At 65.1% G+C, this 26,741-nt stretch carries 31 protein-coding genes; 21 read left to right on the forward strand and 10 right to left on the reverse strand.

The annotated features are described in order from the left end of the window. Nucleotides 1-10: 10 nt before the first annotated feature. From rplT to D9R08_RS01185, 8 genes are all read left to right on the forward strand, one after another. Nucleotides 11-370 carry a 50S ribosomal protein L20 gene (rplT, locus tag D9R08_RS01155; protein ID WP_121896171.1) on the forward strand — a complete coding sequence of 120 codons (360 nt, stop codon included), beginning with the start codon at nucleotides 11-13 and terminating at the stop codon, nucleotides 368-370. A 138-nt stretch (nucleotides 371-508) separates the two neighbouring features. Next, nucleotides 509-1,582: a phenylalanine--tRNA ligase subunit alpha gene (gene pheS / locus D9R08_RS01160; RefSeq protein WP_407690583.1), complete on the forward strand. Its 1,074-nt coding sequence runs from the start codon at nucleotides 509-511 to the stop codon at nucleotides 1,580-1,582. Between the two features lie 150 nt (nucleotides 1,583-1,732). Then, nucleotides 1,733-2,158 carry a hypothetical protein gene (locus D9R08_RS19025; RefSeq protein WP_158598906.1) on the forward strand — a complete coding sequence of 142 codons (426 nt, stop codon included), beginning with the start codon at nucleotides 1,733-1,735 and terminating at the stop codon, nucleotides 2,156-2,158. A 294-nt stretch (nucleotides 2,159-2,452) separates the two neighbouring features. Beyond that, nucleotides 2,453-2,959, forward strand: a complete 507-nt coding sequence (locus tag D9R08_RS01165) for a hypothetical protein (protein WP_121896172.1) — start codon at nucleotides 2,453-2,455, stop codon at nucleotides 2,957-2,959. A 30-nt stretch (nucleotides 2,960-2,989) separates the two neighbouring features. Next, nucleotides 2,990-3,214 (forward strand): phenylalanyl-tRNA synthetase subunit beta, encoded by a 225-nt coding sequence (locus D9R08_RS01170; protein ID WP_121896173.1) that lies wholly within the window; start codon nucleotides 2,990-2,992, stop codon nucleotides 3,212-3,214. Between the two features lie 121 nt (nucleotides 3,215-3,335). Further along, on the forward strand, nucleotides 3,336-5,744 hold the full coding sequence (gene pheT, locus D9R08_RS01175) for a phenylalanine--tRNA ligase subunit beta (protein WP_121896174.1): 2,409 nt from the start codon (nucleotides 3,336-3,338) through the stop codon (nucleotides 5,742-5,744). Between the two features lie 66 nt (nucleotides 5,745-5,810). Further along, nucleotides 5,811-6,260: a YtoQ family protein gene (locus D9R08_RS01180; protein ID WP_121896175.1), complete on the forward strand. Its 450-nt coding sequence runs from the start codon at nucleotides 5,811-5,813 to the stop codon at nucleotides 6,258-6,260. A gap of 48 nt (nucleotides 6,261-6,308) precedes the next feature. Beyond that, a complete protein-coding gene (locus D9R08_RS01185; RefSeq protein ID WP_121896783.1) occupies nucleotides 6,309-7,928 on the forward strand; it encodes a GMC family oxidoreductase in 1,620 nt (539 codons plus the stop codon). A gap of 10 nt (nucleotides 7,929-7,938) precedes the next feature. Here the strand turns inward: D9R08_RS01185 and D9R08_RS01190 are convergent, their stop codons facing one another. Together D9R08_RS01190 and D9R08_RS01195 are read right to left on the reverse strand one after the other, a co-directional pair. Beyond that, the gene (locus D9R08_RS01190; RefSeq protein ID WP_121896176.1) at nucleotides 7,939-8,709 is read right to left on the reverse strand and encodes an SDR family NAD(P)-dependent oxidoreductase; all 771 of its coding nucleotides are present in this window, start codon (nucleotides 8,707-8,709) and stop codon (nucleotides 7,939-7,941) included. A gap of 219 nt (nucleotides 8,710-8,928) precedes the next feature. Next, nucleotides 8,929-9,627 (reverse strand): glutathione S-transferase family protein, encoded by a 699-nt coding sequence (locus D9R08_RS01195; RefSeq protein ID WP_121896177.1) that lies wholly within the window; start codon nucleotides 9,625-9,627, stop codon nucleotides 8,929-8,931. 166 nt (nucleotides 9,628-9,793) lie between these two features. Here D9R08_RS01195 and mscL point away from each other — a divergent pair, with 166 nt between their 5' ends. Continuing rightward, the gene (gene mscL, locus D9R08_RS01200; protein ID WP_121896178.1) at nucleotides 9,794-10,225 is read left to right on the forward strand and encodes a large conductance mechanosensitive channel protein MscL; all 432 of its coding nucleotides are present in this window, start codon (nucleotides 9,794-9,796) and stop codon (nucleotides 10,223-10,225) included. Between the two features lie 105 nt (nucleotides 10,226-10,330). After that, nucleotides 10,331-10,885 carry a thioredoxin family protein gene (locus tag D9R08_RS01205; protein WP_121896179.1) on the forward strand — a complete coding sequence of 185 codons (555 nt, stop codon included), beginning with the start codon at nucleotides 10,331-10,333 and terminating at the stop codon, nucleotides 10,883-10,885. A 9-nt stretch (nucleotides 10,886-10,894) separates the two neighbouring features. On the opposite strand, the gene ald is transcribed toward D9R08_RS01205, so the two are convergent. Beyond that, complete coding sequence (gene ald / locus D9R08_RS01210) at nucleotides 10,895-12,013, reverse strand: alanine dehydrogenase (RefSeq protein WP_121896180.1); 1,119 nt, start codon at nucleotides 12,011-12,013, stop codon at nucleotides 10,895-10,897. A 134-nt stretch (nucleotides 12,014-12,147) separates the two neighbouring features. Between ald and D9R08_RS01215 the strand changes: the two genes are divergently transcribed. Continuing rightward, nucleotides 12,148-12,609: an Lrp/AsnC family transcriptional regulator gene (locus tag D9R08_RS01215; RefSeq protein WP_121896181.1), complete on the forward strand. Its 462-nt coding sequence runs from the start codon at nucleotides 12,148-12,150 to the stop codon at nucleotides 12,607-12,609. Here D9R08_RS01215 and D9R08_RS01220 read toward each other — a convergent pair. Both D9R08_RS01220 and D9R08_RS01225 read right to left on the reverse strand, forming a co-directional pair. Next, the gene (locus D9R08_RS01220) at nucleotides 12,606-12,935 is read right to left on the reverse strand and encodes an AzlD domain-containing protein (RefSeq protein WP_121896182.1); all 330 of its coding nucleotides are present in this window, start codon (nucleotides 12,933-12,935) and stop codon (nucleotides 12,606-12,608) included. The two genes, D9R08_RS01215 and D9R08_RS01220, sit on opposite strands and share 4 nt — an antisense overlap. Beyond that, on the reverse strand, nucleotides 12,932-13,639 hold the full coding sequence (locus D9R08_RS01225; protein WP_121896183.1) for an AzlC family ABC transporter permease: 708 nt from the start codon (nucleotides 13,637-13,639) through the stop codon (nucleotides 12,932-12,934). Before D9R08_RS01225 ends, D9R08_RS01220 begins: the two co-directional genes overlap by 4 nt. Before the next feature lie 53 nt (nucleotides 13,640-13,692). On the opposite strand from D9R08_RS01225, the gene D9R08_RS01230 reads away from it, so the two are divergent. From D9R08_RS01230 to D9R08_RS19570, 5 genes are all read left to right on the forward strand, one after another. After that, complete coding sequence (locus tag D9R08_RS01230) at nucleotides 13,693-14,586, forward strand: formate dehydrogenase accessory sulfurtransferase FdhD (protein ID WP_121896784.1); 894 nt, start codon at nucleotides 13,693-13,695, stop codon at nucleotides 14,584-14,586. Between the two features lie 88 nt (nucleotides 14,587-14,674). Continuing rightward, on the forward strand, nucleotides 14,675-15,280 hold the full coding sequence (mobA, locus tag D9R08_RS01235; protein WP_121896184.1) for a molybdenum cofactor guanylyltransferase MobA: 606 nt from the start codon (nucleotides 14,675-14,677) through the stop codon (nucleotides 15,278-15,280). Beyond that, nucleotides 15,277-15,768 (forward strand): molybdopterin-guanine dinucleotide biosynthesis protein B, encoded by a 492-nt coding sequence (mobB, locus tag D9R08_RS01240; protein ID WP_121896185.1) that lies wholly within the window; start codon nucleotides 15,277-15,279, stop codon nucleotides 15,766-15,768. Before mobA ends, mobB begins: the two co-directional genes overlap by 4 nt. After that, the gene (locus D9R08_RS19565; RefSeq protein ID WP_121896186.1) at nucleotides 15,765-16,652 is read left to right on the forward strand and encodes a molybdopterin guanine dinucleotide synthesis; all 888 of its coding nucleotides are present in this window, start codon (nucleotides 15,765-15,767) and stop codon (nucleotides 16,650-16,652) included. Before mobB ends, D9R08_RS19565 begins: the two co-directional genes overlap by 4 nt. Beyond that, on the forward strand, nucleotides 16,640-17,902 hold the full coding sequence (locus D9R08_RS19570) for a molybdopterin-binding protein (protein WP_121896187.1): 1,263 nt from the start codon (nucleotides 16,640-16,642) through the stop codon (nucleotides 17,900-17,902). The genes D9R08_RS19565 and D9R08_RS19570 overlap by 13 nt, the downstream gene beginning before the upstream one ends. A 75-nt stretch (nucleotides 17,903-17,977) precedes the next feature. On the opposite strand, the gene D9R08_RS01255 is transcribed toward D9R08_RS19570, so the two are convergent. The 4 genes from D9R08_RS01255 to argH all read right to left on the reverse strand — a co-directional run bounded on the left by D9R08_RS01255 (nucleotide 17,978) and on the right by argH (nucleotide 21,107). Next, complete coding sequence (locus tag D9R08_RS01255) at nucleotides 17,978-18,994, reverse strand: hypothetical protein (protein ID WP_121896188.1); 1,017 nt, start codon at nucleotides 18,992-18,994, stop codon at nucleotides 17,978-17,980. A 42-nt stretch (nucleotides 18,995-19,036) separates the two neighbouring features. Beyond that, the gene (gene greA, locus D9R08_RS01260) at nucleotides 19,037-19,507 is read right to left on the reverse strand and encodes a transcription elongation factor GreA (RefSeq protein WP_121896189.1); all 471 of its coding nucleotides are present in this window, start codon (nucleotides 19,505-19,507) and stop codon (nucleotides 19,037-19,039) included. Nucleotides 19,508-19,602: 95 nt separating this feature from the next. Further along, on the reverse strand, nucleotides 19,603-19,719 hold the full coding sequence (locus tag D9R08_RS01265; RefSeq protein ID WP_227287034.1) for an argininosuccinate lyase: 117 nt from the start codon (nucleotides 19,717-19,719) through the stop codon (nucleotides 19,603-19,605). Beyond that, nucleotides 19,716-21,107, reverse strand: coding sequence for an argininosuccinate lyase (gene argH / locus D9R08_RS01270; protein ID WP_121896190.1), 1,392 nt, complete (start codon nucleotides 21,105-21,107; stop codon nucleotides 19,716-19,718). The genes D9R08_RS01265 and argH overlap by 4 nt, the downstream gene beginning before the upstream one ends. Before the next feature lie 30 nt (nucleotides 21,108-21,137). On the opposite strand from argH, the gene D9R08_RS01275 reads away from it, so the two are divergent. Beyond that, nucleotides 21,138-21,689: a TlpA family protein disulfide reductase gene (locus tag D9R08_RS01275; protein ID WP_121896786.1), complete on the forward strand. Its 552-nt coding sequence runs from the start codon at nucleotides 21,138-21,140 to the stop codon at nucleotides 21,687-21,689. Between the two features lie 72 nt (nucleotides 21,690-21,761). Here the strand turns inward: D9R08_RS01275 and D9R08_RS01280 are convergent, their stop codons facing one another. Further along, a complete protein-coding gene (locus D9R08_RS01280) occupies nucleotides 21,762-22,334 on the reverse strand; it encodes a DNA-3-methyladenine glycosylase I (protein ID WP_121896191.1) in 573 nt (190 codons plus the stop codon). 102 nt (nucleotides 22,335-22,436) lie between these two features. Between D9R08_RS01280 and D9R08_RS01285 the strand changes: the two genes are divergently transcribed. From D9R08_RS01285 to gcvA, 4 genes are all read left to right on the forward strand, one after another. Further along, nucleotides 22,437-23,276 (forward strand): EAL domain-containing protein, encoded by an 840-nt coding sequence (locus D9R08_RS01285; RefSeq protein ID WP_121896192.1) that lies wholly within the window; start codon nucleotides 22,437-22,439, stop codon nucleotides 23,274-23,276. Nucleotides 23,277-23,458: 182 nt separating this feature from the next. Next, nucleotides 23,459-24,634, forward strand: coding sequence for an acetyl-CoA C-acetyltransferase (locus D9R08_RS01290; RefSeq protein WP_121896787.1), 1,176 nt, complete (start codon nucleotides 23,459-23,461; stop codon nucleotides 24,632-24,634). 83 nt (nucleotides 24,635-24,717) lie between these two features. Continuing rightward, nucleotides 24,718-25,443 carry an acetoacetyl-CoA reductase gene (gene phbB, locus D9R08_RS01295; RefSeq protein WP_121896788.1) on the forward strand — a complete coding sequence of 242 codons (726 nt, stop codon included), beginning with the start codon at nucleotides 24,718-24,720 and terminating at the stop codon, nucleotides 25,441-25,443. 308 nt (nucleotides 25,444-25,751) lie between these two features. Continuing rightward, nucleotides 25,752-26,702 carry a transcriptional regulator GcvA gene (gene gcvA, locus D9R08_RS01300; RefSeq protein ID WP_121896193.1) on the forward strand — a complete coding sequence of 317 codons (951 nt, stop codon included), beginning with the start codon at nucleotides 25,752-25,754 and terminating at the stop codon, nucleotides 26,700-26,702. The last annotated feature ends 39 nt before the right edge of the window (nucleotides 26,703-26,741 follow it).

Genomic DNA, 26,741 nt, shown 5'->3' on the forward strand with positions numbered 1-26,741 from the left:
GGCCTGAGATATGTCCCGCACCAAAGGTGGAACCGTCACCCATCGCCGTCACAAGAAGATCGTCGACCAGGCGAAAGGCTATTACGGCCGCCGCTCCACGAACTTCAAGACCGCGACCCAGGCCGTCGACAAGGCCAACCAATACGCAACCCGCGACCGCAAGAACCGCAAGCGCCAGTTCCGTGCCCTGTGGATCCAGCGGATCAACGCGGCTGTCCGCTCCCATGACGAGGCGCTGACCTATTCGCGTTTCATCAACGGCTTGTCGCTCGCCGGTATCGAGGTGGACCGCAAGGTTCTGGCCGATCTGGCCGTGCATGAGCCAGAGGCTTTCGGGGCCATCGTGGCCCAGGCCAAGGCCGCGCTTTAACCCGCGCCCGCCTTGACAGAGCTTTGGGCCCCGCCGCCGGTATCCGGCTGCGGGGCCTTTTTGGTTCCGGGCGCCGGCCCGGCTTGCAATCGGAGGGTGCTGTGATAGCTGACACCCGACTTGAGATGGAGACCTGAGATGGACGGGTTGAACGATCTGCGCGGCGGCTGGCTGGAGCGCATCGCCGAGGCCGCCGACGAGGCCGCGCTGGAAGAACTTCGGGTGGCCGCTCTTGGCAAGAAGGGCGAGATCAGCCTGAAGATGCGCGAACTGGGCCGCATGACACCGGAAGAGCGTCAGGTCGCGGGCCCGGCACTGAACGCCCTGAAGGACGAGGTGAACTCCGCATTGGCCGCCAAGAAGGCAGCCCTTGGCGACGCGGCGCTGGAGGCGCGGCTGCGCGGCGAATGGCTGGATGTGACCCTGCCGGGCCGGCACCGGCGCGTCGGCACGATCCACCCGGTCAGCCAGGTGATGGAAGAGGTCACCGCGATCTTCGCCGATATGGGTTTCGCCGTGGCCGAAGGCCCGCAGATCGAGACCGACTGGTACAATTTCGACGCGCTGAACATCCCCGGCCACCACCCCGCGCGCGCCGAGATGGACACGTTCTACACCCACCGCGCGCCCGGCGATAACCGCCCGCCGCATGTGCTGCGCACCCATACCAGCCCGGTGCAGATCCGCCATATGGAGGCCCATGGCGCCCCCGTCCGCGTGATCGCCCCCGGCCGCGTCTACCGTGCCGATTACGACCAGACCCACACGCCGATGTTCCATCAGGTCGAGGGGCTGGCGATCGACCGCGATATCTCCATGGCGAACCTGAAATGGGTGCTGGAGGAGTTCTTCACCGCCTATTTCGGCACATCCGTCAAAACCCGCTTCCGCGCGTCGCATTTCCCCTTCACCGAACCCTCGGCGGAGGTGGATATCCAGTGTTCATGGGAAGGTGGCACCGTGAAGGTGGGCGAAGGCGATGACTGGCTGGAAGTGCTGGGCTCCGGCATGGTGCACCCGCATGTGCTCCGCTCGGCGGGCGTGGACCCGGACGAGTGGCAGGGCTTCGCCTTCGGCATGGGTATCGACCGGATCGCGATGCTGAAATACGGCATTCCCGATCTGCGGGCGTTTTTCGATAGCGATCTGCGGTGGTTACGGCACTATGGGTTTGCAGCGCTGGAGGTGCCTGCGGTTCATTCGGGGGTTTAGTATGGAGTTTGCTGCCAGCATCTGGTCAGCTTTAGAGCCGGCAAAGGGTGAATTAGCCAGCCTAGCCGTTACCATGGCAGCTCACTAATTCTATTCCTACTAAGGCCTAGGGTTAAACTAATATTTGGAAAAGCAAATAACTCTCGAAATGTGATATCCGTTCCGGCACCAGAGCAACAGAACGTCAGCCAAGCGACAGAGATTTATGTTGAAAAGTTCTTTTTGCAGAACACTGGTCGCAAGGCTGCAACCAATGTGGAGTTTGTTCTAAGTTCTTTTCCGGCAGATATATCAGTCTTCGAACCTCGGGATGTCCAATATAAGTCCATCGAAAAAGGATGCTGTTTGGTTCAGATTCCGCAGATAGCACCTTGGGAGTTGGTCATAATTGACTGCGCCTACATTAATCAGCGAGCAGCATGGATTTCTTCAGTAAAATGCGCTGAGGCATTGGGTCGAGAAGTAGAATTTTGGACAATTCGGCGATTCTCCAATTGGTTGAATATCACCTTTTCTCTTTTGGCATTATTTGGAATTGCCATGGTTATTCAAATTATGTTCGACATAATTTCTTAGCGCTACCGCCCGAATAGCGCTGAAAGCGCCGGGCGAGTGCCTGCCCGTCCCGGCGGGCTGGCGCTTTGGCCCCTCTCGCGCCGCGCCCGTTCTGTGCCCTGACTGGGCCACCATAAAGTGCTTTTGACCACCCGTTGCAGCGCCATCCCACTGGCAGGCGCGCGCCCGGCTTGCGGTGTGCTTTCGGCGGGTCGGGCGAAGGTTCCGTAGATTGGCTCCGCCCCCCCCCGCATCTTGACCTTGCCGCTCCCACACACACTTATCGGTCCACGCCCGCCCAAAGGATCGCCGCGCATGAAATCCGCCCTCTCGCTCCAGAATATGGTCCGGATCATGGACCGGGCCCTGATGCCAGACGCCGCCCATCTGGTGTTGCAGCCGGTCTGCCTGGAGATCGAGGCCGATGTGGGCACTGCCGACATGGATCAGGACGAAGCCCGTCAGATCATGGCGGAGATCGACGCGAAATCCTCCGCGCTGCTGGCCGTGCTTGCGATTATCCTCGCAACATCGGCCTTCATCTTCTCGCTCGATCAGACCTGGCTGACGCTGCTTCTGATGTTCGCGCAGATCGTCAGCATTTCGGTTTCCATCCTGTTCCTGCTGCGGTGTCTGATCTACGAGCCCTCGCCCAGGCTTCGTCATGTGTTCGAACTGGACCGGGTGGCCGATGCGTTCTACCTCCAGATCGAAGCGATCAAACAGGTGCGCTATTTCAATCGGGTGATCGTGCTCACGGTCGTGACATGTGTGTTGTTCTTCGCCATGTCGATGATCGTGGGTATCGACGCCATGATGTAGGGCGCGCCGCCATTTCGGAGGCCGCCACCCATGTCCACCCATGCCCGCGTCGCCCTGCTCGTCATCGCCGTTCTCGTGATCGGCGCGCATGTGGCCATGTGGCGCTCGGACATGCCGCGCGACGTGGCGTTTCGGTTCACGGTGATCAATGCCATTGCCTGGGCGGTGGTTCTGGGCCCGGTTTTCCTTGTCGCGCGCTGGCTGAACGCGGTCGAAAGGCGCAATGCGGAGCGTGAGCGCGGCGAGGATCGGTAACGCGGCGCGTCGCGGGCTGGCCGGACGTCGCGGGCCGGGGCAGACGGGCGCGCGCGCCGGGTTTTCATCCCGTCGCGCATGCGTTATCGCTCGGCCCGAGTTTTGACATGAGAGCGGACCGATGAAATTCACCCTGTCCTGGCTGAAGGATCACCTCGAAACCGAGGCGGATCTGGACGAGATCACCGAGACCCTGACCGATCTGGGCCTTGAAGTGGAAGGCGTGGAAGACCGCGCCGGCCGGCTCGGGGATTTCACCATCGGCAAGGTCATCAGGGCCGAGCAGCATCCCGATGCCGACCGGCTGCGCGTGTGTCAGGTGGAGACGGACGAGGGCGTGAAACAGATCATCTGCGGCGCGCCCAATGCGCGCGAGGGGATCACCGTGGTCGTGGCCAAGCCGGGCGTCTATGTGCCGGGCATCGACACCACGATCGGCATCGGCAAGATCCGCGGGATCGAAAGCCACGGCATGATGGCCTCGGAACGCGAGATGGAGCTGTCCGAGGAGCATGACGGCATTATCGAACTGCCCTCGGGCGACGTGGGGCAGCGCTTCGTCGACTGGCTGGCGGTGCACGATCCGGCCAAGGTCGACCCGGTGATCCAAATCGCGATCACGCCCAACCGGCAGGATGCGCTGGGCGTGCGCGGTATCGCCCGCGATCTGGCGGCGCGGGGTCTGGGCACCCTGAAGCCGCAGGAGATCGCGCCGGTTCCGGGCGCCTTCGACAGCCCGGTCAAGGTCGCCATCGACGATGACACGCGCACCGGCTGCCCGCATTTCGCGGGCCGCGTGATCCGGGGTGTCACCAACGGCCTGTCGCCGCAATGGCTGCAGGACCGGCTGCGCGCGATCGGGCTCCGGCCGATCTCGGCGCTGGTCGATATCACCAACTTCTTCACCTACGACCAGAACCGCCCGCTCCATGTGTTTGACGCGGACAAGGTCGCGGGGGACCTGCGGGTGCATCGCGCCCGGGGTGGCGAGACGATCATGGCGCTCGACGACAAGAATTACACGTTCCAGACCGGCCAGATGGTCATCGCCGACGACACCGGCCCCGAAAGCATCGCGGGCGTGATGGGCGGGGCCGCGACCGGCTGCACCGAGGCGACGGTCAATGTGTTCATCGAAAGCGCCTATTGGGACGTGATCGAAATTGCCGAAACGGGCCGGGCGCTCAAGATCAACTCCGACGCGCGCTACCGGTTCGAACGCGGCGTGGACCCGGAATTCACCCTGCCCGGGCTGGAGGCGGCAACGCGCATGGTGCTCGATCTCTGTGGGGGCACGCCGTCCCATGTGGTCGAGGCGGGCGCGCCGCTGCAGACGGCCCGAAGCTACACGCTGGATACCGCGCGGGTGGTCAGCCTTGTGGGCATGGAGATCCCGAAGGACGATCAGATCCGGTATCTGACGGCGCTCGGCTTCTCTGCAACCGGGGCGGGCGACGTGCTGGAGGTCTGGGTGCCAAGCTGGCGGCGCGATATTCAGGGCGAGGCCGATCTGGTGGAAGAGGTGGCGCGCATGGCGTCGCTGACGCGGCTGGAGCCGAAGCCCCTGCGCCGCCCGAAACCGGGCGTCCCGGCACCGGTGCTCACGCCCCTCCAGCGCCGCGAGCGCACCGCCCGGCGGACCATGGCCGCGCTCGGCTACAATGAATGCGTCACCTACAGCTTCATCGACCGGGCCAGCGCGGACCTGTTCGGCGGCGGGGACGATGCGACGATGCTGGACAACCCGATCTCCAGCGAGATGAGCCATATGCGCCCCGCCCTGCTGCCGGGCCTGCTGCAGGCCGCCGCCCGTAATCAGGCGCGCGGCATGATGGATCTGGCCCTGTTCGAGCTTGGGGCGGTTTTCCACGGCGGCGAGCCGGGCGAGCAGCATCTGCTGGCGACGGGGCTCCTGATCGGTCAGACCGGGCCGCGCGACCCCCATGGCGCGCGCCGCGCGGTCGATGTGTTCGACGTGAAAGCGGATGCGGAGGCCGTCCTGTCGGCCATCGGCGCGCCCGCCAAGGTGCAGATCCTGCGTGGCGCGCCGGACTGGTGGCATCCGGGCCGCCACGGGATGATCTGCCTTGGCCCCAAAAAGGTGCTGGGCGTCTTCGGGGAGCTTCATCCCCGGGTTCTGGCCGCGATGGATGTCAGGGGCCCGGCCATGGCCTTCACGATCTGGCCCGCGGAAGTGCCTGTGGCGCGGTCCGCCGGGGCCAGCCGGGGGGCCTTGCAGATCAGCGATCTGCAGGCGGTCGAACGTGATTTCGCCTTCGTGGTCGATGCCGAGGTGGAGGCGCTCAGCCTGGTCAACGCCGCCGCCGGTGCGGACAAGGCGCTGATAGAGGATGTCCGCGTCTTCGACGAGTTCATCGGCGGCGCGCTTGGCGAGGGCCGGAAATCCATCGCGGTGAGCGTGCGTCTCCAACCCCGGGACAAGACGCTGACCGAGGAGGAGATCGAGGCCGTGGCGGCCAAAATCGTGGAGAAGGTCGGCAAGGCCACGGGCGGCGTTCTGCGGGGCTGAAACCGCGCGCCCGCGCGCCTGAGGGAGGGGCCCCGCACCATCATGGAAGCAAGGAAAGGCGGACACATGTCGTTGAAAGTCTATTTGTCGGGCGAGATTCACACCGACTGGCGCGAACAGATCGTCGAAGGCGCCAAGGATCTGGACGTGACGTTCGGCGGGCCTGTCACCGATCACGCGGCCAGCGATGATTGCGGTGTCGCCATTCTTGGCGCCGAGCCCGACAAATTCTGGCATGATCACAAGGGGGCCAAGGTCAACGCCATCCGCACCCGCATGGGGATCGAGCAGGCCGATGTGGTCGTTGTGCGTTTCGGCGAGCAGTACAAGCAATGGAACGCGGCCTTCGACGCGGGCATGGCGGCGGCGCTTGGCAAATCCCTGATCGTGCTCAGCCGTCCCGAACACCAGCATCCGCTGAAGGAAGTGCATGCCGCCGCGCTGGCCGTGGCCGAGGAGCCCCGCCAGGTGGTCGAGATCCTGCGCTATGTTCTGACCGGTGCGCTGCCGTCCTGACGTGGGGTTTTGCTTTGCCTGCGTTCGCGCTGGCGTAGCATGACGGTCATGGAGTTCGATTACGTCATCGTCGGCGGCGGGTCTGCCGGATGCGTGCTTGCCGCGCGGCTTTCGGAAGATCCGAACGCGACCGTGTGCCTGATCGAAGCAGGTGGCGGCGGACGGGATATCTTTATCCGCGCGCCCGCTCTGGTGGCCGCGATGGTTTCGGGCCGCCCGAAAATCAACAACTGGGCCTTCCATACGGAGCCGCAGCCCGGGCTCAACGGGCGCCGCGGGTTCCAGCCGCGCGGCAAGGCGCTCGGCGGGTCTTCGGCGATCAATGCGATGCTTTATGTGCGGGGCCACAGCGGCGATTACGACGACTGGGCCGATATGGGGTGTGAGGGCTGGGACTGGTCCGGCGTTCTGCCCTATTTCCGCCGGTCCGAGCGGTTCGCGGGGGGCGGCGATGCCTTCCACGGCGGTGACGGGCCCTTGCAGGTGGGGCCGCAAAGCGCACCCCGAAAGATCACGCGCGCGTTTATCGAGGCCTGCGAAAGCATGCAAATCCGCCGGACGGCGGATTTCAACGGCCCGGCTCAGGAGGGTGCGGGCCTTTATCACGTCACCCAGTTTCAGGACGGTCCGCAGCGGGGGGAGCGGTGTTCCGCCGCGGCGGCCTACCTATTTCCTGCCATGGGGCGCGGCAATCTGACGGTGCTGACCCGCGCGCTGAGCGAGAAGGTTGTTGTAGAAGAAGGCCGCGCGACAGCCGTGCGCATACGCCATCACGGGCGCGCCCGGGTGCTGCGCGCCCGGCGGGAGGTGATCCTCAGCGCGGGCGCTTTCGGTTCGCCGCAATTGCTGATGCTTTCGGGGATCGGCCCCGCGGAGGAGCTTGGCGCACATGGCATCCCGGTGATCCGCGATCTGCCGCAGGTGGGGCGGAACCTGCAGGATCATCTGGACTATGTGCTGTCCTACAAATCCCGCCGGAGGGACGTGGTCGGGCTGAACCCGCGCGGGTTGGGCCGGCTGGGCCGCGCCGGGCTGCGCTGGCGCAAGACCGGGCAGGGGCTTTTCGCCTCGCCCATGGCCGAAGGCGGCGCCTTTCTGCGCAGCGCCCCCGGTCTCGACCGGCCGGATCTGCAGATCCACTTCGTGATCGGTATCGTCGACGATCACATGCGCAAGCTGCATTTCGGTGATGGTTATTCCTGCCATATCTGCGTCCTGCGCCCGCATTCCGCCGGTCGTGTGGGGCTACACGGCACGAACCCGTCCGCCGCGCCGCGGATCGACCCCGCCTATCTGAGCGACCCGCGGGATCTGGAGACACTGAAACAGGGGGCGCGGGTCATGGAGCGGATCATGCAGGCCGATGCGCTGACGCCATGGCGCGGCGAACGTCTCTACCCCCATGATGGCAGCGACCGCGCCCTTGAGGAGGATATCCGCAGCCGGGCCGACACGATCTATCACCCCGTCGGCACCTGCAGGATGGGCTCCGACGCCGATGCGGTGGTCGACACCGCCCTGCGGGTGATCGGCGTGGCGGGCTTGCGCGTCGTCGATGCCTCGATCATGCCGAAGCTGATCGGCGGCAACACGAACGCGCCCACCATGATGATCGCCGAGAAGGCCGCCGACCTGATCCAGCCCGTTCAGCGGCCCGCGCCGGTCTAGCAGAGGGGCGTCACCCCGCCGCCATGCCGCCATCCACCGGATACTGCGCGCCGGTGATGAAGGCCGATGCGTCGGAGGCCAGAAACAGCACCAGATTGGCCACATCGCCCGCCTCGCCGTAGCGGGCCAGCGGAATGCTGTGTTCCAGTTGCTCCTTCACCTCGGCGCCGTGACCGGGATTGAACCCTTCCTCGAGCGCGCGCATCATACGTGTATTGATCGGCGAGGGATGGACGGAGTTGACGCGGACATTGACGGCTGCCGCTTCGATCGCAGCGGCGCGCGTCAGGCCCACGACCGCATGTTTCGAGGTGATGTAGGGCGCGACATTCGGGCTGCCTTTCAGGCCTGCGACCGACGACATGTTGATGATGCTGCCGTGGCCCTGTTTCATCATCACCGGCAGCACATGTTGCAGGCCCAGAAACACGCCCCGCACATTCACCGCCATGACCTTGTCGAAATCCGCGATATCCTGTTCGATCAGAGGCGCGACCTTGCCCTCGATGCCGGCGTTGTTGAAGAAGATATCTATTCCGCCGAATTCCGCGACGGTCCGGTCCACATAGCGCCGCGTGTCTTCGGCAGAGGAGACATCGGCGGCAATGGTCAGAAGCGCGTCGCCCGCGTCCAGATCGCGGGCGGCTTCATCCAGTCTGCCCTGTTCCAGATCGACAATGGCGACCTTCGCACCCCTGTCCAGAAACAGGCGGGCGGTTTCCAGGCCGATGCCCGCCGCGCCGCCGGTGATGATTGCTGTTTTCCCGGTCAGTTCTGTCATGTGGTACCTCCGATCCCTGCATGATGGCGTCATTGCTCAGAGGCCCCCGCCGCAGGACGGCGGGAGCTTCGGGCGGTATCAACACATGGGCGAAGCCGCCCCGCTATGCCTCAGGTTAAACCGCGGACATGAAGGGGCACGCAGGCAACTGGCGGGACTTGCAACTGCAAGGCCGGCCCCCGGGGGAGGCCGATCTTGCGGAAACGCGTCGGTCCGGTGCTAGTCGCGCGGCGGGGTCACAAGGCCCTTCTGCACGGCCGGGCGCGCCAGGAACCGGTCGAGATAGGCCACCACATTGCCGTAGCCGTCCCAGCCCACGGCCTCTTTCACGCCATAGAAATCAAGGCCGCGCAGCCATGGCGCGATGGCGATGTCGGCGATGGAATAGCTGCCGGTGATCCAGCTCTTGCCCTCCAGTTCGCGGTCAAGCACTGCCAGAAGGCGCTTGGCCTCGTTCAGATAGCGTTCCCGGGGCCGCGGATCTTCGATCTCGGCACCGGCGAACTTCGCGAAGTAGCCAAGCTGCCCGAACATCGGGCCGATCCCGCCCATCTGGAACATGACCCATTGGATGGCCTTGTATTTCTCCGCCGGGCCGTCGCCGATCAACTGGCCCGTCTTCTCGGCCAGATAGATCAGGATCGCGCCGGATTCGAACAGCCCGATGGGTGCGCCCCCGGGTCCGTTCGGGTCGATGAGGGCCGGGATCTTGTTGTTCGGGTTCAGCGACAAGAACGCGTCGCTTTTCACATCCGCATCGGCCAGCGTGACCCGATGCGCCTCATAGGCCAGACCAGTTTCTTCCAGCGCGATGGAGGCCTTCACGCCGTTCGGCGTGGGAAAGGAATAAAGCTGGATCACGTCCGGGTCGGACGCGGGCCAGCGGGCGGTGATGGGAAATGCGGAAAGATCGGCCATGAATGCACCTTCGGTTTAGGGTCAGGGGTGACACATAGCCACCCTTTCCCATTGGGCCAGAGCCGAAAATGTATCACTATGCGCATGCGACTGTGCGCGGAGGCACCGTAGAGGCGTGCGCCCGGCGCCCGCACAGAGGGATAACAGGACAAAACAGGATCGACCAATGCTTAACGAATTCAAGGATTTCATCGCCAAGGGCAATGTCATGGATATGGCCGTCGGCATCATCATCGGCGCGGCGTTCACGGCGATCGTGTCGTCGATGGTGGCCGATCTCATCAACCCGTTCATCGGGCTTTTCACTGGTGGTCTGGACTTTACCAACAACTACCTCGTGCTGGCCGGCGAGGTGCCGGCGGGTGCATCTCTGGAGGCCGCAAGAGAAGCGGGCGCTTCAATCTTCGCATGGGGTGCCTTCGCGATGGCGGTGATCAATTTCCTGATTATCGCCGTCGTGGTTTTCATGCTGGTGCGCTTCGTGAACAAGGTGAAAGCCGCCGCCGAAAAACCCGACGAGGTGGCGCCCGAAGTGGAAACCGGCCCCTCCGAACTGGATATCCTGATCGAGATCCGGGATTCGCTGAAACGCGCCTGAACCGGTTTCGACGGGTAAAGGCCTGCCGGTTACGGCGGGCCTTTGCATGTCCCGCGCCGGGCCGGTACATTTGAAGCCGGTCCAAACGATGCAAGGAGACAGATCATGGCCGCCACCGCTCCCGTCTGCGATTTCGGCTGGGCCGCGCCCGATTTCGATCTGCCCGCAACCGATGGGCGGCGCTATGGATTGCGCGATGTGATGGGGCCAAATGGCACCGTCATCGCCTTTATCTGCAACCATTGCCCCTATGTGCTGGCCGTCATCGACCGTCTTGTGCGGGATGCGCACGATCTGGCCCCGCATGGCGTGGGTTTTGCTGCAATCTGTTCCAACGATCCGGTCCAGTACCCGGTGGACGGGTTCGACGGCATGGTCGCAATGGCCAGGGAGCGGGCGTTTTCCTTCCCCTATCTCCATGATGCGGATCAATCCGTCGCCCGCGCCTACGGGGCCGCCTGCACGCCCGATTTCTTCGGCCTGAATGCCGACGGCGCGCTGCAATACCGGGGCAGGCTCGATGCCTCGCGGGCAAAAGCCGGCCCCCCAGATCTGCGCCGCGACCTGTTCGAGGCGATGCGGCAGGTCGCGGAAACCGGCCGCGGCCCGGAAGATCAGATCCCGTCGATGGGATGCTCGATCAAATGGGCCGCCGCCTGACCTGACGGCTCAGGCTTTCAGCGCCAGATTGGGCGACAGAACGTCGATGCCGAGCGCCTTGCCCACGGCATAATTCGTCAGCTTGCCGGCATGCACGTTCAGCCCGTCCAGCAGATGCGGATCGTCGGTGCAGGCCTGCTTCCAGCCCTTGTCGGCCAGGGCGATCAGGAACGGCATCGTCGCGTTGCCAAGCGCCAGGGTCGAGGTGCGCGCAACCGCCCCCGGCATGTTTGCAACGCAGTAATGCATGATACCGTCGACCTCGTAGATCGGATCCTGGTGAGTGGTGGCCTTCGAGGTTTCGAAGCAACCGCCCTGGTCGATCGCCACATCCACAATCGCCGCGCCCGGTTTCATGTCGGACAGCTGCGCCCGGCTGACCAGTTTGGGCGCCGCCGCGCCGGGCACCAGAACCGCGCCGATCACCATATCGGCCTGCGCGACCAGTTCGGCGGTGTTGCCGGCGCTTGCATAGCGCGTGCCGAACTGCCCGCCGAAGACATCATCCAGATAACGCATCCGCGGCAGCGACCGGTCCAGCACCGTCACCTTCGCGCCCATGCCCGCGGCCACGCGGGCCGCATGGGTGCCCACGACACCGCCACCGATCACCACCACCTCGGCGGGTCCGACACCGGGCACGCCGCCCATCAGCACGCCGCGCCCGCCATTGGCCTTCTGCAGGGTCCATGCGCCCATCTGTGGTGCCAGTTTCCCCGCAACCTCCGACATCGGCGCCAGAAGCGGCAGGCCGCCGCTTCGGTCGGTCACCGTCTCATAGGCAATGGCGGTGCAGCCCGAGGCCAGAAGATCCCTGGTCTGATCCGGGTCCGGTGCAAGATGCAGGTAGGTGAACAGCACCTGCCCCTCGCGCAGCATCTTGCGCTCCCCCGCTTGCGGCTCCTTGACCTTGACGATCATATCGGAGCGCGCAAAGACATCCGCCGCGCCGTCGGCAATCTCCGCCCCGGCCTCGATGTAATCCGCGTCGGAAAATCCGGCGCCGATGCCCGCCCCGGCCTCGATCAGCACCTTGTGGCCATGGGTGACGGCCTCGCGCGCGGCCACGGGCGTCACGCCCACGCGGAACTCCTGCGGTTTGATCTCTTTCGGGCAGCCGATAATCATGTGGTGTCTCCTCCCAATCCTGGCACAGATGTCGCATGTTTTCTTCGGAAAGGCTTTGAAATCTGGTTGCGTTTTCACGGGCTTGCCGCAAGAATTTCCGACATTAATGGTAATTTTCGGGAAACGGATGCGTGATGATCGAAATCGACGAAATGGACCAGCGCATCCTGCGCCTGTTGCAGCGCGACGGGCGGATGACCAATGCCGAGCTTTCGGAGCAGGTTCACCTGTCGCCCTCGGCCTGCCACAGGCGGGTGCAGCGGCTGGAACAGGCCGGCGTGATCCGCGATTACGTGGCGTTGGTCGACGCGCGGGCGGTGGGTCGCGTCACGACCGTTTTCGTCGAGATCGGGTTGAGCGGGCAGGCCAATGAACTGCTCGGCGCGTTCGAACGGGCGGTGGCACAGGTGCCCGACGTGCTGGAATGTCATCTCATGGCCGGAAGCGCCGATTACCTGCTGAAGGTCGTGGCCCGCGACAGCGAGGATTTCGCGCGGATCCACCGGCAGCGTCTGGCCAGCCTGCCGGGCGTCGCGCGGATGCAGTCGAGTTTCGGGCTGAAAACCGTGGTTCAGACCACGGCCCTGCCAATCTAGCCGGTCACGTATAGCATCAGATAGAGCGTTCCCATCCCCGCGACGATTGCGCCGATGGCGCTTTTCATCAGGTATCCCACGGCCAGCGCCATGGCCGCGGCCGCCAGCCGCGCGGGGTCGGGCTCGCCACCTGTGGCACTGGGCCATAGTACCAGAGGCATGATCAGCGCCGGCAGCACGGACACGGTGGTGTAGCGCAGATGCCTCAGAACCCATGGCGGGCCCTTGCGATTGCCGATCAGGCCCAGAAAGGAAAACCGGATCAGGAATGTGCCGATGGCCAGAACGACGATGATCAGCCAGATCTCGATATCGGTATAGGTCATCCGCGGCGCTCCATCCGCCGCTCGATCTCCGCGCCCACCATCATCGCGAGTGCGGCGGCCAGAAGCACGCCAAGATTATAGGGCACCGCGACAAAGGCCAGCGCCATGATCACCGATGTCAGTGCAGCAGCCATATGGGCAAGGGTGCGCAGCGCAGGGCCCACCAGGGCCAGAAACGCAATCGGCACGGCGAAGTCCAGCGCGTATTCGGCGGGGATCAGCATGCCCAGAACCGCCCCCAGCCATGTCGCCAGAACCCAGACCGGCGCCAGCGGGGTGGTCACCCCGAAATAAAACGCGATTTTCTCTGGCATGGGGCGTTCGGGCCGCGCCTCGTATTCCTGAACCGACAGGGCGTAGTTCTGATCGAAATTCACATAGGCGACCAGCGCGCGCTGCCAGATCGGCGCGTCGCCCAGATAGGGGGTGAGCGCGGCGGAATACATCACCATCCGCAGGTTGACCGCCAGCGCGGAGATCAGCACCACCAGCGTGGGCGCGTTCTCCGTCATCAGCTGAAGCGCGGTGAACTGTGCCGCACCTGCGATCACCAGCACCGAAAAGCCCATCACCTCCGCAAGGTTCAGGCCCGCCTCGGTCGCGGCCACGCCGAAAACCATTCCGAAGGGCATCACCACGAGCAAAAACGGGAGCCCGGCGCGAAGGCCTTGCCAATAGGCGCTTTTGGTGCTGGCAGCGGGCATGGGGGGCCTCTAGAGTGTGGGTCACCAACCGCCATAACGTCCGCACACCGGAGATGCAATTGAGTGTTCTTGATGAGCCTGATCACGGCTATTTGATCGCCCCCGATCCCGCCCGCGCGGGTCTGTCGCGCTGCGTCGCGGGCCATGACGAGGCGGGCCGGCCGGTCGAAACCCGCGTGGTGGAGGAGCGTCCGCTCACCATCTATCTGAACGCCCGCGAGATCGTCACGGCGATGACCATCGGCGATTATCCGGAGTATCTGGCGCTCGGCTTTCTGGCCAATCAGGGCATGCTCGCCGCCGCGGAGGAGGTGACCGGCGTCGAGTATGATGCTGAGCTGGAAGTGGTCGTGGTGAGAACCGCCGTCGAGACAGACCACGAGGCCAAGCTGCAGAAGAAAACGCGGACCAGCGGCTGCGCCGTCGGCACGGTGTTCGGCGACATGATGGCCGGGCTGGAGGGGCGGCAACTCCCGGCGGCCGAGTTGCGCACAAGCTGGCTTTACGCGCTCAGCCACAGGATCAACCGGACCCCCAGCCTGTATCTGGAGGCCGGGGCGATCCATGGCACGGTCCTCTGCCGGCAGGATCGCCCGCTGGTCTATATGGAGGATGTGGGCCGCCACAACGCCGTCGACAAGATCGCCGGCTGGATGCGGGCCGAGGGTGTCGGCCCTGAGGACAAGATCCTTTACACGACCGGGCGCCTGACCTCGGAAATGGTGATCAAGACCGCGCTGATGGGCATCCCCGTGCTCGCCTCGCGGTCCGGCTTCACGGCCTGGGGCGTGGAGATCGCGAACCAGGTCGGTCTTACCCTGATCGGCCGGCTCAAGGGCAAGCGGTTCACCTGCCTCGCGGGCGAAAGCAGGCTGGTCCGGGACGCGGACATGGCGGTGGTTCCCGAAGAGGGCCGGCGCCATCGCCGCAAGGGGGCCTCGGAATGAATCATCTGCCGACACGCGGGTTTCATCCGCCGCGCCAGCGCCCCCATTCCGCGCGCCCGGGCCCGTACGCCCGGGCAGGGGGTGGAGCATGATCCCGCCCGGTGTGATCCTCGCGGGCGGTCTTGCCCGGCGTATGGGCGGCGGCGACAAGGGCCGCCTGATGCTGGGCGGGCAAAGCCTTCTGTCGCATGTCATCACCCGTCTCCGCCCGCAGGTGAGCGCGCTGGCTCTGAACGCGAACGGGGATCCCGCGCGTTTCGCCGATCTGGGCCTGCCGGTTCTGCCCGACGGGGTGGCCGATCATCCTGGCCCTCTGGCGGGGGTGCTTGCCGGTCTCGACTGGGCCGCGGTGCAGGGAGCCAGCCACATCGTCACCGCCGCTGCGGACACGCCATTTTTCCCGCCCGATCTGGTCAACCGTCTGACCCGGGCCGCCGAGATGCAGGGCGCGCAGATCGCGCTGGCGGCCACGCCCGGGCCGCACAAGGTTTTGCGCCACCCGACCTTCGGGCTCTGGCCCGTCGCACTTCGCGATGACCTGAGGGAGGCGCTGGCCGGCGGCCTGCGCAAGGTCGTTCTCTGGACCGACCGGCACGGCGCCGCCAGCGCGATGTTCCCGGCAACCCCGTTCGACCCGTTCTTCAACGTCAACACGCCGGACGACCTCGCCGTCGCCGAAGGGATGGTGCCATGAAACTCTGGGGTGTCACCGGCTGGAAGAACACCGGCAAGACCGGCCTCATGGAACGTCTCGTGACCGAGTTCACGGCCCGGGGCCTGTCGGTGTCCACGCTGAAACATGCCCATCACGCCTTCGATGTCGATCAGCCCGGAAAGGACAGTTTCCGCCACCGTCAGGCCGGCGCGACCGAGGTGCTCCTGGCATCGGGAGCCAGATGGGCGCTGATGGCCGAACTGCGCGGTGCGCCGGAGCCGTCTCTCGATGCGCTGCTGGCCCGTTTGTCCCCCGTCGATCTGGTTCTTGTAGAAGGATACAAGCGCAGCCCCCACCCCAAGATCGAGGCCTATCGCGCAGTCGCCGGCCAGCGGCTGCTTGCGCCGGACGATCCGACCATCCGTGCCGTGGCCAGCGACAGCGCCCATGATCTGGATCGCCCCATCTTCGATCTGGACGATACCGCAGGCATCGCGGGCTTCATCGCGCGGGAGCTGTCGCTGTGAGCCGGCCATCCACCGATGCGGGCTTCGATACCGTCATCGTGGTTGACTGGTCCGCCCGGTCGCAGCCATCGCCCGCGGCACCCACCGCGGACGCGATCTTCATGGCCGTGTCGCACGGGCCCGGCACCGAGCCGCGCGTCAGCTACCATCGCACCCGCGATGCCGCGACGCAGGCTCTCGTGGTGCATATCTCGGCCGCGCTGGATGCTGGCCGCCGCCTTCTTGCGGGGTTCGATTTCCCGTTCGGATATCCACGCGGCTTCGCGCGCGCGCTGACCGGCGGCGACGATCCGCTGGTCCTCTGGCAGGCGCTGTCGGCGCGGATCGAGGACGCCGCCGACAATGCCAACAACCGCTTTCGCGTCGCCACCGACCTGAACCGCCTGTTCCCCGGCCTCGGCCCGTTCTGGGGCTGCCCGCCATCGCAGGCCAATCCAGATCTTCCGGAACGCGGCAGCCTGCGCCATGGCCACGGCCTGCCCGAGCGGCGCGAGGTCGAGCGCCGCCTGCCGCGGGCGCAGCCCTGCTGGAAGCTCTACACCACCGGCGCGGTCGGGTCTCAGGTTCTGCTCGGCCTGCCGCGTTTGAACCACCTGCGGGAGCGTTTCGGCACGGCGATCTCGGTCAGTCCGTTCCAGCCGCCCGTGACGCCCATCGTGCTGGCGGAGGTTTACCCGTCGCTGCTTCACCGGCTGGTCACGGCGCGCCGCCGTACCGGCGAAATCCTCGATGCCGCGCAGGTGCGCGTTCTGGCACAGGCGCTGCATGCCCTTCCGCCCGCCGCACTGACCGGGATGCTCGCCGAAGGGGACACGGAGGAGGGCTGGATCCTCGGCCTCGGCCATGACCGTCTTCTGTTGGAGCCCGCATCATGCACAAGCTGACCCCGCCCCCGCTCAAGGACGATTGCTTCGCCCTGCCACCCGGCGTCGACTGGACCCCGGTGCCCGAGGCGCTGTCCCGGCTCAGGGCGGCGCTGCATCCTGTCGCGCGCTTGCAGACGGTGCCGCTGGCGCAGGCCAACGGGCGTATTCTCGCGTCGGACCTTCACGCCCATCGGGCCAACCCGCCGCAACCGAACGCGGCGGTTGATGGCTACGGGTTTGCCCATGCCGCTACGGGCGCGGGTCCGCAGACCCTTCCGCTCGCGGCGGGCCGCGCCGCGGCAGGGCAACCCTTCGGCACCGCACTCCCCCGGGGTCAGGCGCTTCGCATTCTCACCGGTGCGAGTTTGCCCGAGGGTGTCGACACCGTTGTGCTGGAGGAGGATTGCACGGTCACCGACACGGCCATCGCCTTCCACGGTCCGATCAAACCGGGCGCGAACACCCGCAAGGCGGGTGAGGATATGGCCGCGGGCGACCTTGTCCTGCCGAAATCCCACCGGCTGCGCCCGCCGGATCTGGCGCTTCTGGCGGCCACGGGCCATGCCGAAATCCCGGTTTACGCGCCGCTCCGGGTTGCGATCCTGTCCACCGGTGACGAGCTTCGCGAGGCTGGCGCGCCGGTTGCCGCGGGGCAGATCTACGATGCCAACCGCCCGATGCTGCGCGCGCTTCTGCAGGCCTGGGGCCATGAGGTCATCGACCTTGGTCGCCAGCCCGACGATCCGGCGCAGATCCGCGCCGCGCTCGACAGGGGCGCGGAGGCGGATGCCATTCTCACCTCCGGCGGCGCATCCGCAGGGGACGAGGACCATATCTCGGCTCTGCTCTCGACCGAGGGGCGGCTGACAAGCTGGCGCATTGCGCTCAAGCCCGGGCGCCCTCTGGCGCTTGCGATGTGGCGGGGCACGCCCGTCTTCGGCCTGCCCGGCAATCCGGTGGCGGCACTGATCTGCACGCTGATCTTCGCACGTCCGGCACTTGCGCTGATGTCGGGGGCGGGCTGGTCCGAGCCCTTGCGCCTGACGGTTCCGGCGGGGTTCTCGAAATCCAAGAAACCGGGGCGCGCCGAGTATCTGCGGGCCCGTCTCACCGCGGACGGGGCGGCGGAGGTCTTCAAGTCCGAAGGCTCCGGGCGCATCTCCGGCCTTTCCTGGGCCGACGGGCTGGTGGAGTTGCCGCCCGAAGCGGCGGAGATCACGCCCGGCACCCCGGTCGCCTATCTTCCCTATGCCGGTTTCGGGATCTGATCAGGGGCGCAGCCCGCCCGCTCGGATGCCGATGCCCTCGCCGAAGCTATCCGGCTCCGCCCGGCCGGCGCGGGCTCAGTCGAAGGTGCCCGTCACCCGGCCCAGCAACATGAAGGCCCGCGCGGTCCGGGTTTCGGCCAGCCGCGCGATCTCCTCGTCGGAGGCGTGTTTCTCGAACCCCAGAAACGTGTGGTCGAACTGGCGCAGGAAATGATGCACCGCATCGCGAAACACCGGATCCTGCTTCATGCGCCCCGCCGCCAGAGCAAGCGAGGATCTGTCGTGGATGCCACCCAGGGGGGCGACGGCCCGGCCCCGTTCCCCGGCCGCGAATTTGCGCCAGATCTCGGGCCTCGACCGGTCGGGGCGCAGGTCGTCCATATAGATCCCGTCCTGCGACAGGAGCGTCAGCACATCCTGACTTGCGCGGACCAGCCGTTCGGTGCTGCGATCTTCCAGAGCGCGGCGCAGAGCGCGGAACCCCTCCTTGTCATGCTCGTTTTCCGGGAAGTTGAGCGCCTTGACGAAATCGGCCACGGAAATCGGATCTTTCAGCGCTTCTGCGGGTGTGCCCAGCCCAAGGCTCGCCTGATGCTCGTCGGGCGGGGCAGGCGCCACGGCGGCCCGGTTTTCCGATATCATCCCCTGCGACCGCATGGAGGTGAAGGTGGCCAGCTTCACCTCGGTGGAGCGCTGCGCCTCGGCGATCTCCTCCAGCTTGCGCACCATGTCGGGTTTCATATCCAATGTCCCGCGCTGCTGGCCGGCCACATAGGCCGCGCGCATGGCATCGATGGAGCTTTGCAGCCGCGCGGCCTCCTCCCGCATCACCCGGGCGGTCCGCGCCGCAGAAGCCGCCACCCAGATCAGCGCGATGGGCATCAGGATCGCCAGCAGGGTCAGCGCAAGGCTGGCGCCGCCCGCCACCCCACCGGGCCCCGCATCCATGCCCCAGAAAAACAGCGCAACGGCCGCCAGCCAGACCACGGTCAGGATCAGCGCGATCACTTCGATCCCGGTGATCCGCTGGGCTGTCGGCTGCTGTGCGTAAACGCCAAGCTCCAGCGGGACGGGCTGTTTCGGGTCAGACATCGTCAGGTGGTCCTGCGCAGGGACAAACGGCGGTATTGGGGCTCAGATATATGAGATCTTCACGATCTCATAGGCCTTGCTTCCGCCGGGCGTGTTGACCTCGACACTGTCACCTTCATCCTTGCCGATCAAGGCGCGCGCCAGCGGCGATTTGATGTTGAGCAGACCGTTTTCGATATCGGCTTCGGCCTCGCCGACGATCTGATAGGTCTTCTGTTCCTCGGTATCCTCGTCGACCAGATCGACGGTGGCGCCGAACTTGATCGCCCCGGATAGCTTGGCCGGGTCGATCACCTGGGCCAGGCCCAGCATGCCCTCCAGCTCCTTGATCCGACCCTCGATGAAGGACTGCTTCTCGCGGGCGGAATGGTACTCGGCATTCTCCGACAGATCGCCATGCTCGCGCGCCTCGGCAATCGCCTTGATGATCGCAGGGCGCTCAACCGATCTCAGATTTTTCAGCTCCGCATCCAGCGCCTTGTATCCGCCGGGCGTCATCGGGATCTTTTCCATGTGCAGGGTCACATCATTAAGGGGAGAGAACAGGCTCAAAGCCCAGACGTTAGGGCGTGCGCGCGGCTTGTTCAACGGGGATTTGGCAAATCCGTTTAGAGGTTTGTGCTCTGCTCGTCGTCATCGCGCGGCTCCGGCGGGATCGGGTCGCCATCCACGCCGCATGCCGCCAGCAGGGACAGGATCAGAAGAGGGGCCAGAAACCGGATCATGCGAGACGCTCCTTCCAGCGGGCGATCTGCGCCCGTACCTGCACCGGGGCGGTGCCGCCGTAAGACATGCGCGAGGCGACGGAATTGTGCACGCCAAGCACGTCATAGACGCCCATGGTGATCCGGCCCTCGACGCGCTGCATCTGCTCCAGCGCCAGATCCGGCAGGTCGCACCCGGCGTCTTCGGCCATTTTCACCAATGCGCCGGTCACATGATGGGCATCGCGGAACGGCATGTCCAGTTCGCGCACCAGCCAGTCGGCCAGATCGGTCGCGGTCGAAAAGCCCGAGGAGGCGGCCGCTTCCAGCGCATCGCGGTTGGCGGTCATGTCGCGCACCATGCCCTCCATCGCCGCCAGCGCCAGCATCAGCGTGTCGGCCGCGTCGAACACCTGCTCCTTGTCCTCCTGCATGTCCTTGGAATAGGCCAGTGGCAGGCCCTTCATGACGGTCAGAAGCGCGACATTCGCCCCCAGTATCCGCCCGATCTTGGCGCGGATCAGTTCGGCGGCATCGGGGTTTTTCTTCTGCGGCATGATCGAGGAGCCGGTGGAAAACCTGTCCGACAGCGTCACGAAGCGGAACTGCGCCGAAGACCAGATAACCAGCTCTTCAGCGAAGCGGCTCAGATGTATCGCGCAGATCGTGGCCGCGGCCAGAAACTCCAGCGCGAAATCGCGGTCGCTCACCGCGTCCAGCGAATTGGCGGCGGGCCGGTCGAACCCAAGCGCCGTCGCGGTCATGTCGCGGTCGATCGGAAAGGAGGTGCCCGCCAGCGCTGCCGCGCCCAGAGGGCATTCGTTCATCCGCGCCCGCGCGTCGCGAAAGCGCGAGAGATCGCGGCCGAACATTTCGACATAGGCCATCATGTGATGCCCCCATGTCACCGGCTGCGCGGTCTGCAGATGGGTGAACCCGGGCATGACCCAATCCGCCCCCGCATCGGCCTGTCCCAGCAGGGCCCGCATCAGCGCCTCCAGCCCGTCCATCGCGGCATCCATCTGCCCGCGCACCCACAGCTTGAAATCGGTCGCCACCTGATCGTTGCGGGAGCGTGCGGTATGCAGCCGGCCCGCCGGCGCGCCGATCAGCTCGGCAAGCCGCGCCTCCACATTCATGTGAATGTCCTCCAGCGCGGTCGAAAAGGTGAAATTTCCGCCCTCGATCTCTGACAAGACCGTGAGCAGCCCTTCCCGGATCGCGTCCGCGTCCTTAACGTCGACGATACCCTGATGGGCCAGCATCGCCGCATGGGCACGGGAGCCGTCGATATCCTGACGCGCCAACCGCTTGTCGAAGCCGATCGAGGCATTAATTGCCTCCATGATCGCATCCGGCCCGGCGGCGAAGCGCCCGCCCCACATCGCGTTCGATTTTGTGTCTGTCATGTCGTGAACCCCGAGGAAGGGACCAGAAAGATGATCCGTGCCGTGATTTTGCCTGTGCTCTACATGGCCTTGGCCCTTGGTGCAAACGCCCAGACGGTCGATGATCTGCGGGTGGGCGACATGCGCGGGCTGGTGTTCCATGACGCGCCGGTGCCGGTGCCGGACACACCGTTTATCGACATGGAGGATGCGGAACATCGGCTGGCCGATCTTCAGGGGCGCTACATCCTGCTGAATTTCTGGGCCACATGGTGCGCGCCCTGCCGCCATGAAATGCCCTATCTGAACACGCTTCAGCATGAGCTGGGGGGCGAGCGGTTTCAGGTCGTGACCCTTGCGACCGGGCGCAACCCACCCCCGGCGATCCGCCGCTTCTTCGAGGAGGAAGGGATCGACGCGCTGCCGATGTATCGTGATCCGGGGCAGGTGATCGCCCGGGAGATGGGTGTTTTCGGCCTGCCGATCACCGTCATCCTGAACCCCGACGGGCAGGAGATTGCCCGCCTGCGCGGCGACGCGGATTGGGCCAGCCCGGAGGCCATGGCGCTGATCCGCGCTCTCCTCGCCGAGGGGGAGGGGTAAGCCCGGGCCGCTCCCCAGGCACCGGCGGCGCGCCGGATGTATCTTAAGGCAATAAAAGGGACGCGGCCGGGCTCAGCGCGCCAGGGCGGCCACCCGGGCATGGGCCGGGCAGGTCACCAGATGGTCGTTGACCAGCCCCATCGCCTGCATCGCGGCATAGACGATGGTGGGGCCGCAAAACCGGAACCCCGCTTTCTTCAGGTCCTTCGATATCTGCGTGCTGAGCGGCGTGAAGGCGGGCACCTCGGCCAGCGCGGTCCAGGAGTTCTGCACCGGACGACCGCCGACATAATCCCAGAGAAACCGGTCAAATCCCTGCTGCTGCTCGATTTTCTGCCAGGCGCGCGCATTTCCGATCGTCGCCTCTATCTTGCCGCGGTGGCGCACGATGCCGGGGTTCGACAACAGACGCGCAACCTCCGCCTCGCCCCATGTGGCAATCACATTCGGGTCGAACCCCTCGAACGCTTCGCGGAACGCCGCGCGCTTCTTCAGGATCGTGATCCAGCTCAGCCCGGCCTGAAATCCGTCCAGAATCAGCTTTTCCCACAAGGCGCGGCTGTCATACTCCGGCACGCCCCATTCGTCGTCGTGATAGGCCACATAGATCGGGTCGTCTCCGCACCAGCCGCAGCGCTCCGACATGTCGGCGTCTCCCGTTTCGTAAAATTAGAACAAAATACGAATGTTCACCCCTTCTTAAAGATTTTCGCGACAACACTGCAAGCGCCGTGATCGGAGGGGCTCATGCAGGGGCAACAGCAGAAATTCAGGGATCAGGACAGTGCGGGCAGCCCGCTGGACATGGCCCTGATGGAACGGGACCGTGACACTATCGCGATGGTCGCCCGGGCGCTGGATGTGAACGATGTGGCGCTGGCGTTTCAGCCGGTCGTATCCTCGCGCGCGGGCAACACGGTGGCCTATTACGAGGGGCTGATCCGGATTTTCGACGAAACCGGCAGGGTCATCCCCGCCCGCGATTTCATGGGCGCGGTCGAAACCCGGGAACTGGGCCGCCGGATCGACTGCGCCGCGCTCGGCATCGGGCTGAAGACGCTGAGGGCCAACCCGTCGCTCCGGCTGGCCATCAACATGTCGGCCCGGTCGATCGGCTATCCGCACTGGATGAACATTCTCAAGAAGTTCATCCGCCTGCATCCCGATGTCGTCGAACGCCTGATTCTGGAGATCACCGAAACCTCGGCCATGCTGGTGCCCGAAATCGTAACCATCTTCATGGCGGAGATGCAGGAAAAGGGCATCACCTTCGCGCTGGACGATTTCGGCGCCGGTCAGACCTCCTTCCGCCACCTCAAGGATTTCTGCTTCGACATCCTGAAGATCGACGGCCAGTTTTCCCGCAAGGTCCATTCCGACCCCGACAATCAGGTCCTGACCCAGGCACTGATGTCCATCGCCAGGCATTTCGACATGCTCGCCGTGGCGGAGGCCGTCGAAACCCGGGAAGAGGCGCAATGGCTTGTCAATTCGGGGGTGGATTGTCTGCAAGGCTATTACTTCGCCGCGCCCAGCCTCTCCGCCCCCTGGAAGGTGCAGGAGAGCCAGACCCTCATCACCGGCTGATCCGCCCTCTTTGGGGGCCGATCCGCATCTTCCGGTTGAACCGCGCGCCGGACTGAGACACCGTGTCAGTTGTGACCCGGGGTCCAACCGCCTATGACCGCCCCGGAACTGCAGCCAGTCTTCCGCGCGGGCGCTCCTGCCTGTCTGCCCGTGCGATGGTCCAAATCGAAAGGGACGTCTTCATGACCAACGTCGTCATCGCCTCCGCAGCCCGCACGCCCGTGGGCAGTTTTCTTGGCTCCTTCGCCAACACCCCCGCCCATGATCTGGGCCGCGCCGTGCTGGAAGAACTCGTTGCCCGCGCCGGGGTCGACAAATCAGAGGTGTCCGAAACGATCCTGGGTCAGGTCCTGACCGCCGCACAGGGCCAGAACCCCGCGCGCCAGGCCCATATCAATGCGGGCTTCCCGCAGGAAAGCGCCGCCTGGGGCATCAACCAGGTCTGTGGCTCGGGCTTGCGTGCTGTCGCGCTCGGTGCGCAGCACATCATGCTTGGCGATGCCACGATCGTTGCCGCCGGCGGGCAGGAAAACATGTCGATGTCGCCCCATGCGGCCGCCCTCCGTCACGGCCAGAAAATGGGCGATATGAAATACATCGACACCATGATCCGGGACGGTCTTTGGGATGCGTTCAACGGTTATCACATGGGCCAGACCGCCGAAAACGTCGCCGAGAAGTGGCAGATCAGCCGCGAGCAGCAGGACGAGTTCGCCGTTGCCAGCCAGAACAAGGCCGAAGCCGCGCAGAAGGCCGGCAAGTTCGAGGACGAGATCGTCAGCTACACGGTTCCGGGCCGCAAGGGCGATATCGTGGTCGACAAGGATGAGTACATCCGCCACGGCGCCACGATGGAGGCGATGCAGAAACTGCGCCCGGCCTTCACCAAGGACGGCTCGGTGACCGCCGCCAACGCCTCCGGTCTGAATGACGGCGCGGCGGGCGCGCTCCTGATGTCCGCCGACGAGGCCGAAAAGCGCGGCATCGAACCGCTGGCGCGCATCGCCAGCTACGCCACCGCCGGGCTTGACCCGTCGATCATGGGTGTGGGGCCGATCTATGCCTCCCGCAAGGCGCTGGAGAAGGCCGGCTGGAAGGTCGAGGATCTGGATCTGGTGGAGGCGAACGAGGCGTTCGCGGCCCAGGCCTGCGCCGTCAACAAGGACATGGGCTGGGACCCCGAGATCGTCAACGTCAATGGCGGGGCGATTGCCATCGGTCACCCGATCGGCGCATCGGGCGCGCGCGTCCTCAACACGCTTCTGTTCGAGATGAAGCGCCGCGACGCAAAGAAAGGCCTCGCCACCCTGTGCATCGGCGGCGGCATGGGTGTCGCCCTCTGCGTCGAGCGCCCGTAAGCGAAAAGGCGGCGTAATATCGTTGCGCCGCCTTCCGCGACCGCCTAACAATATTTCAAGGGAAGCTTAAGGAGGAGATGGGTATGGCCCGTGTTGCATTGGTCACTGGCGGAAGCCGTGGCATCGGTGAGGCGATTTCGAAGAGACTGAAAGCGGATGGCTATGAGGTTGCGGCCACATATGCCGGCAATGACGAGGCCGCCGCCGCCTTCACCAAGGAAACCGGGATCAAGACCTACAAGTGGAACGTCGCCGATTACGACGCCTCCAAGGCGGGCATCGAACAGGTCGAGGCGGATCTCGGCCCGATCGATGTGGTCGTCGCCAATGCGGGCATCACCCGCGATGCGCCGTTCCACAAGATGACCCCGCAGCAGTGGAAAGAGGTCATCGACACCAATCTCACCGGCGTGTTCAACACCGTACATCCGGTCTGGCCCGGCATGCGGGAACGCAAGTTCGGCCGGGTCATCGTGATCTCGTCGATCAACGGTCAGAAAGGCCAGTTCGCGCAGGTGAACTATGCCGCAACCAAGGCCGGCGATCTCGGGATCATCAAATCCCTTGCTCAGGAGGGCGCCCGCGCAGGCATCACCGCCAATGCGGTGTGCCCCGGCTATATCGGCACCGAAATGGTCCGCGCGATCCCCGAAAAGGTCCTTAACGAGGTGATCATTCCGCAGATCCCGGCGGGCCGTCTGGGCGAGCCTGAGGAAATCGCGCGCTGTGTGGCGTTCCTTGCCTCCGACGATGCGGGCTTCATCAACGGCTCGACCATCTCGGCCAACGGGGCGCAGTTTTTCGTCTGACCGGCGTGAAACGGCTTGTGGAGAACGAAAAAAGGGCCGGCCCATGACAGGCCGGCCCTTTCTTGCGGCGCGAGGGGCGCCTAGCGGGCTGTTCTGGAGGTGAACAGCCAGTTGAGGGCGGCCTTGGCGGCCCGGGCCCGCTCCTGATGGGCGATTTTGAAAGCGCGGCGGGCCTCGGCGGTCATGGAAACTTCGATCATGGGTCAAATCCTTTGATGTGAGTGTCGTCTTGACCCTTGTATGACGCCTTGAAACAAAATCGACAAACGAGACTTTTCATCGGTTCAGATAAGCTATACTTAACTGATATGTCTGATCGTCTCCCCCCGCTGACGGCCTTGCGCGCCTTCGATGCCGCCGCGCGGCACATGAGTTTTGCCAAGGCGGCGGAGGAGTTGAGCGTCACGCCCGCAGCGCTCAGCTTCCAGATCAAATCGCTGGAGGAACATCTGGGCGCGCCGCTTTTCCGGCGTCTCAACCGCGCCGTCGAGCTGACCGCGGCGGGCAAGACCCTTGCCGCCGGAACCGAACAGAGCTTCGAGGGTCTGCGCCTGGCGTGGCGCAACGTGACCCGCGCGCAGGAGGAAAACACGCTGACGGTCACGGCGGGTCCCGCCTTCACGGCGAAATGGCTGGCGCCGCGGCTGTTTCACTTCGTGCAGGCTCATCCCGAGATCGAGCTGCGATTTTCCGCCACGCTTCGGATCATGGATTTCGACCGGGACGATGTGGATGTGGCGATCCGCTTCGGAATGGGCGGGCGCAACGATGACGGGCTGTATTCGAAACCGATCATCCAGGATTGGGTCACGCCGATGATGCACCCGGTTCTGGCCGAGAAATACCCCGACCCCGAAAGCCTGGCCCATGCGCCGCTTCTGGATCAGGAAGACACCAGATTTCTGAAACCGCCGCTTGACTGGCCAGCCTGGTTCCGCGCCGCCGGGCTGAGCGCGCCGCCCGATATTTCGGCGCATTTCAATCAGGCCGACCACGCCATCGACGCGGCGGCGGCTGGTGGCGGTGTGATTCTGGGCCGGGTGTCGCTGAGCGAACGCGACCTGCTCGAAGGGCGGCTTGTGATGCCTTTCCCCCTCGCCCTGACCACCGAGGCGCATTACCGCTTCGTCTGCCCGCATGGCACGGAAACCAGGCCGCAGGTGGCCGCGTTTCTCGCCTGGCTGGAGGCGGAGGCGCAATCGCTGCTGGCCTACCGCGAGGGGCGGGAGTTCATTTCCGCGGCGGATGTATCTGTCTGAGATGGGGGCGCCGGTTCCGCGCCCCCCGGAGTTCGCGTC

This window comes from Rhodophyticola porphyridii, assembly GCF_003688285.1.
Taxonomy (GTDB): Bacteria; Pseudomonadota; Alphaproteobacteria; order Rhodobacterales; family Rhodobacteraceae; genus Rhodophyticola; species Rhodophyticola porphyridii.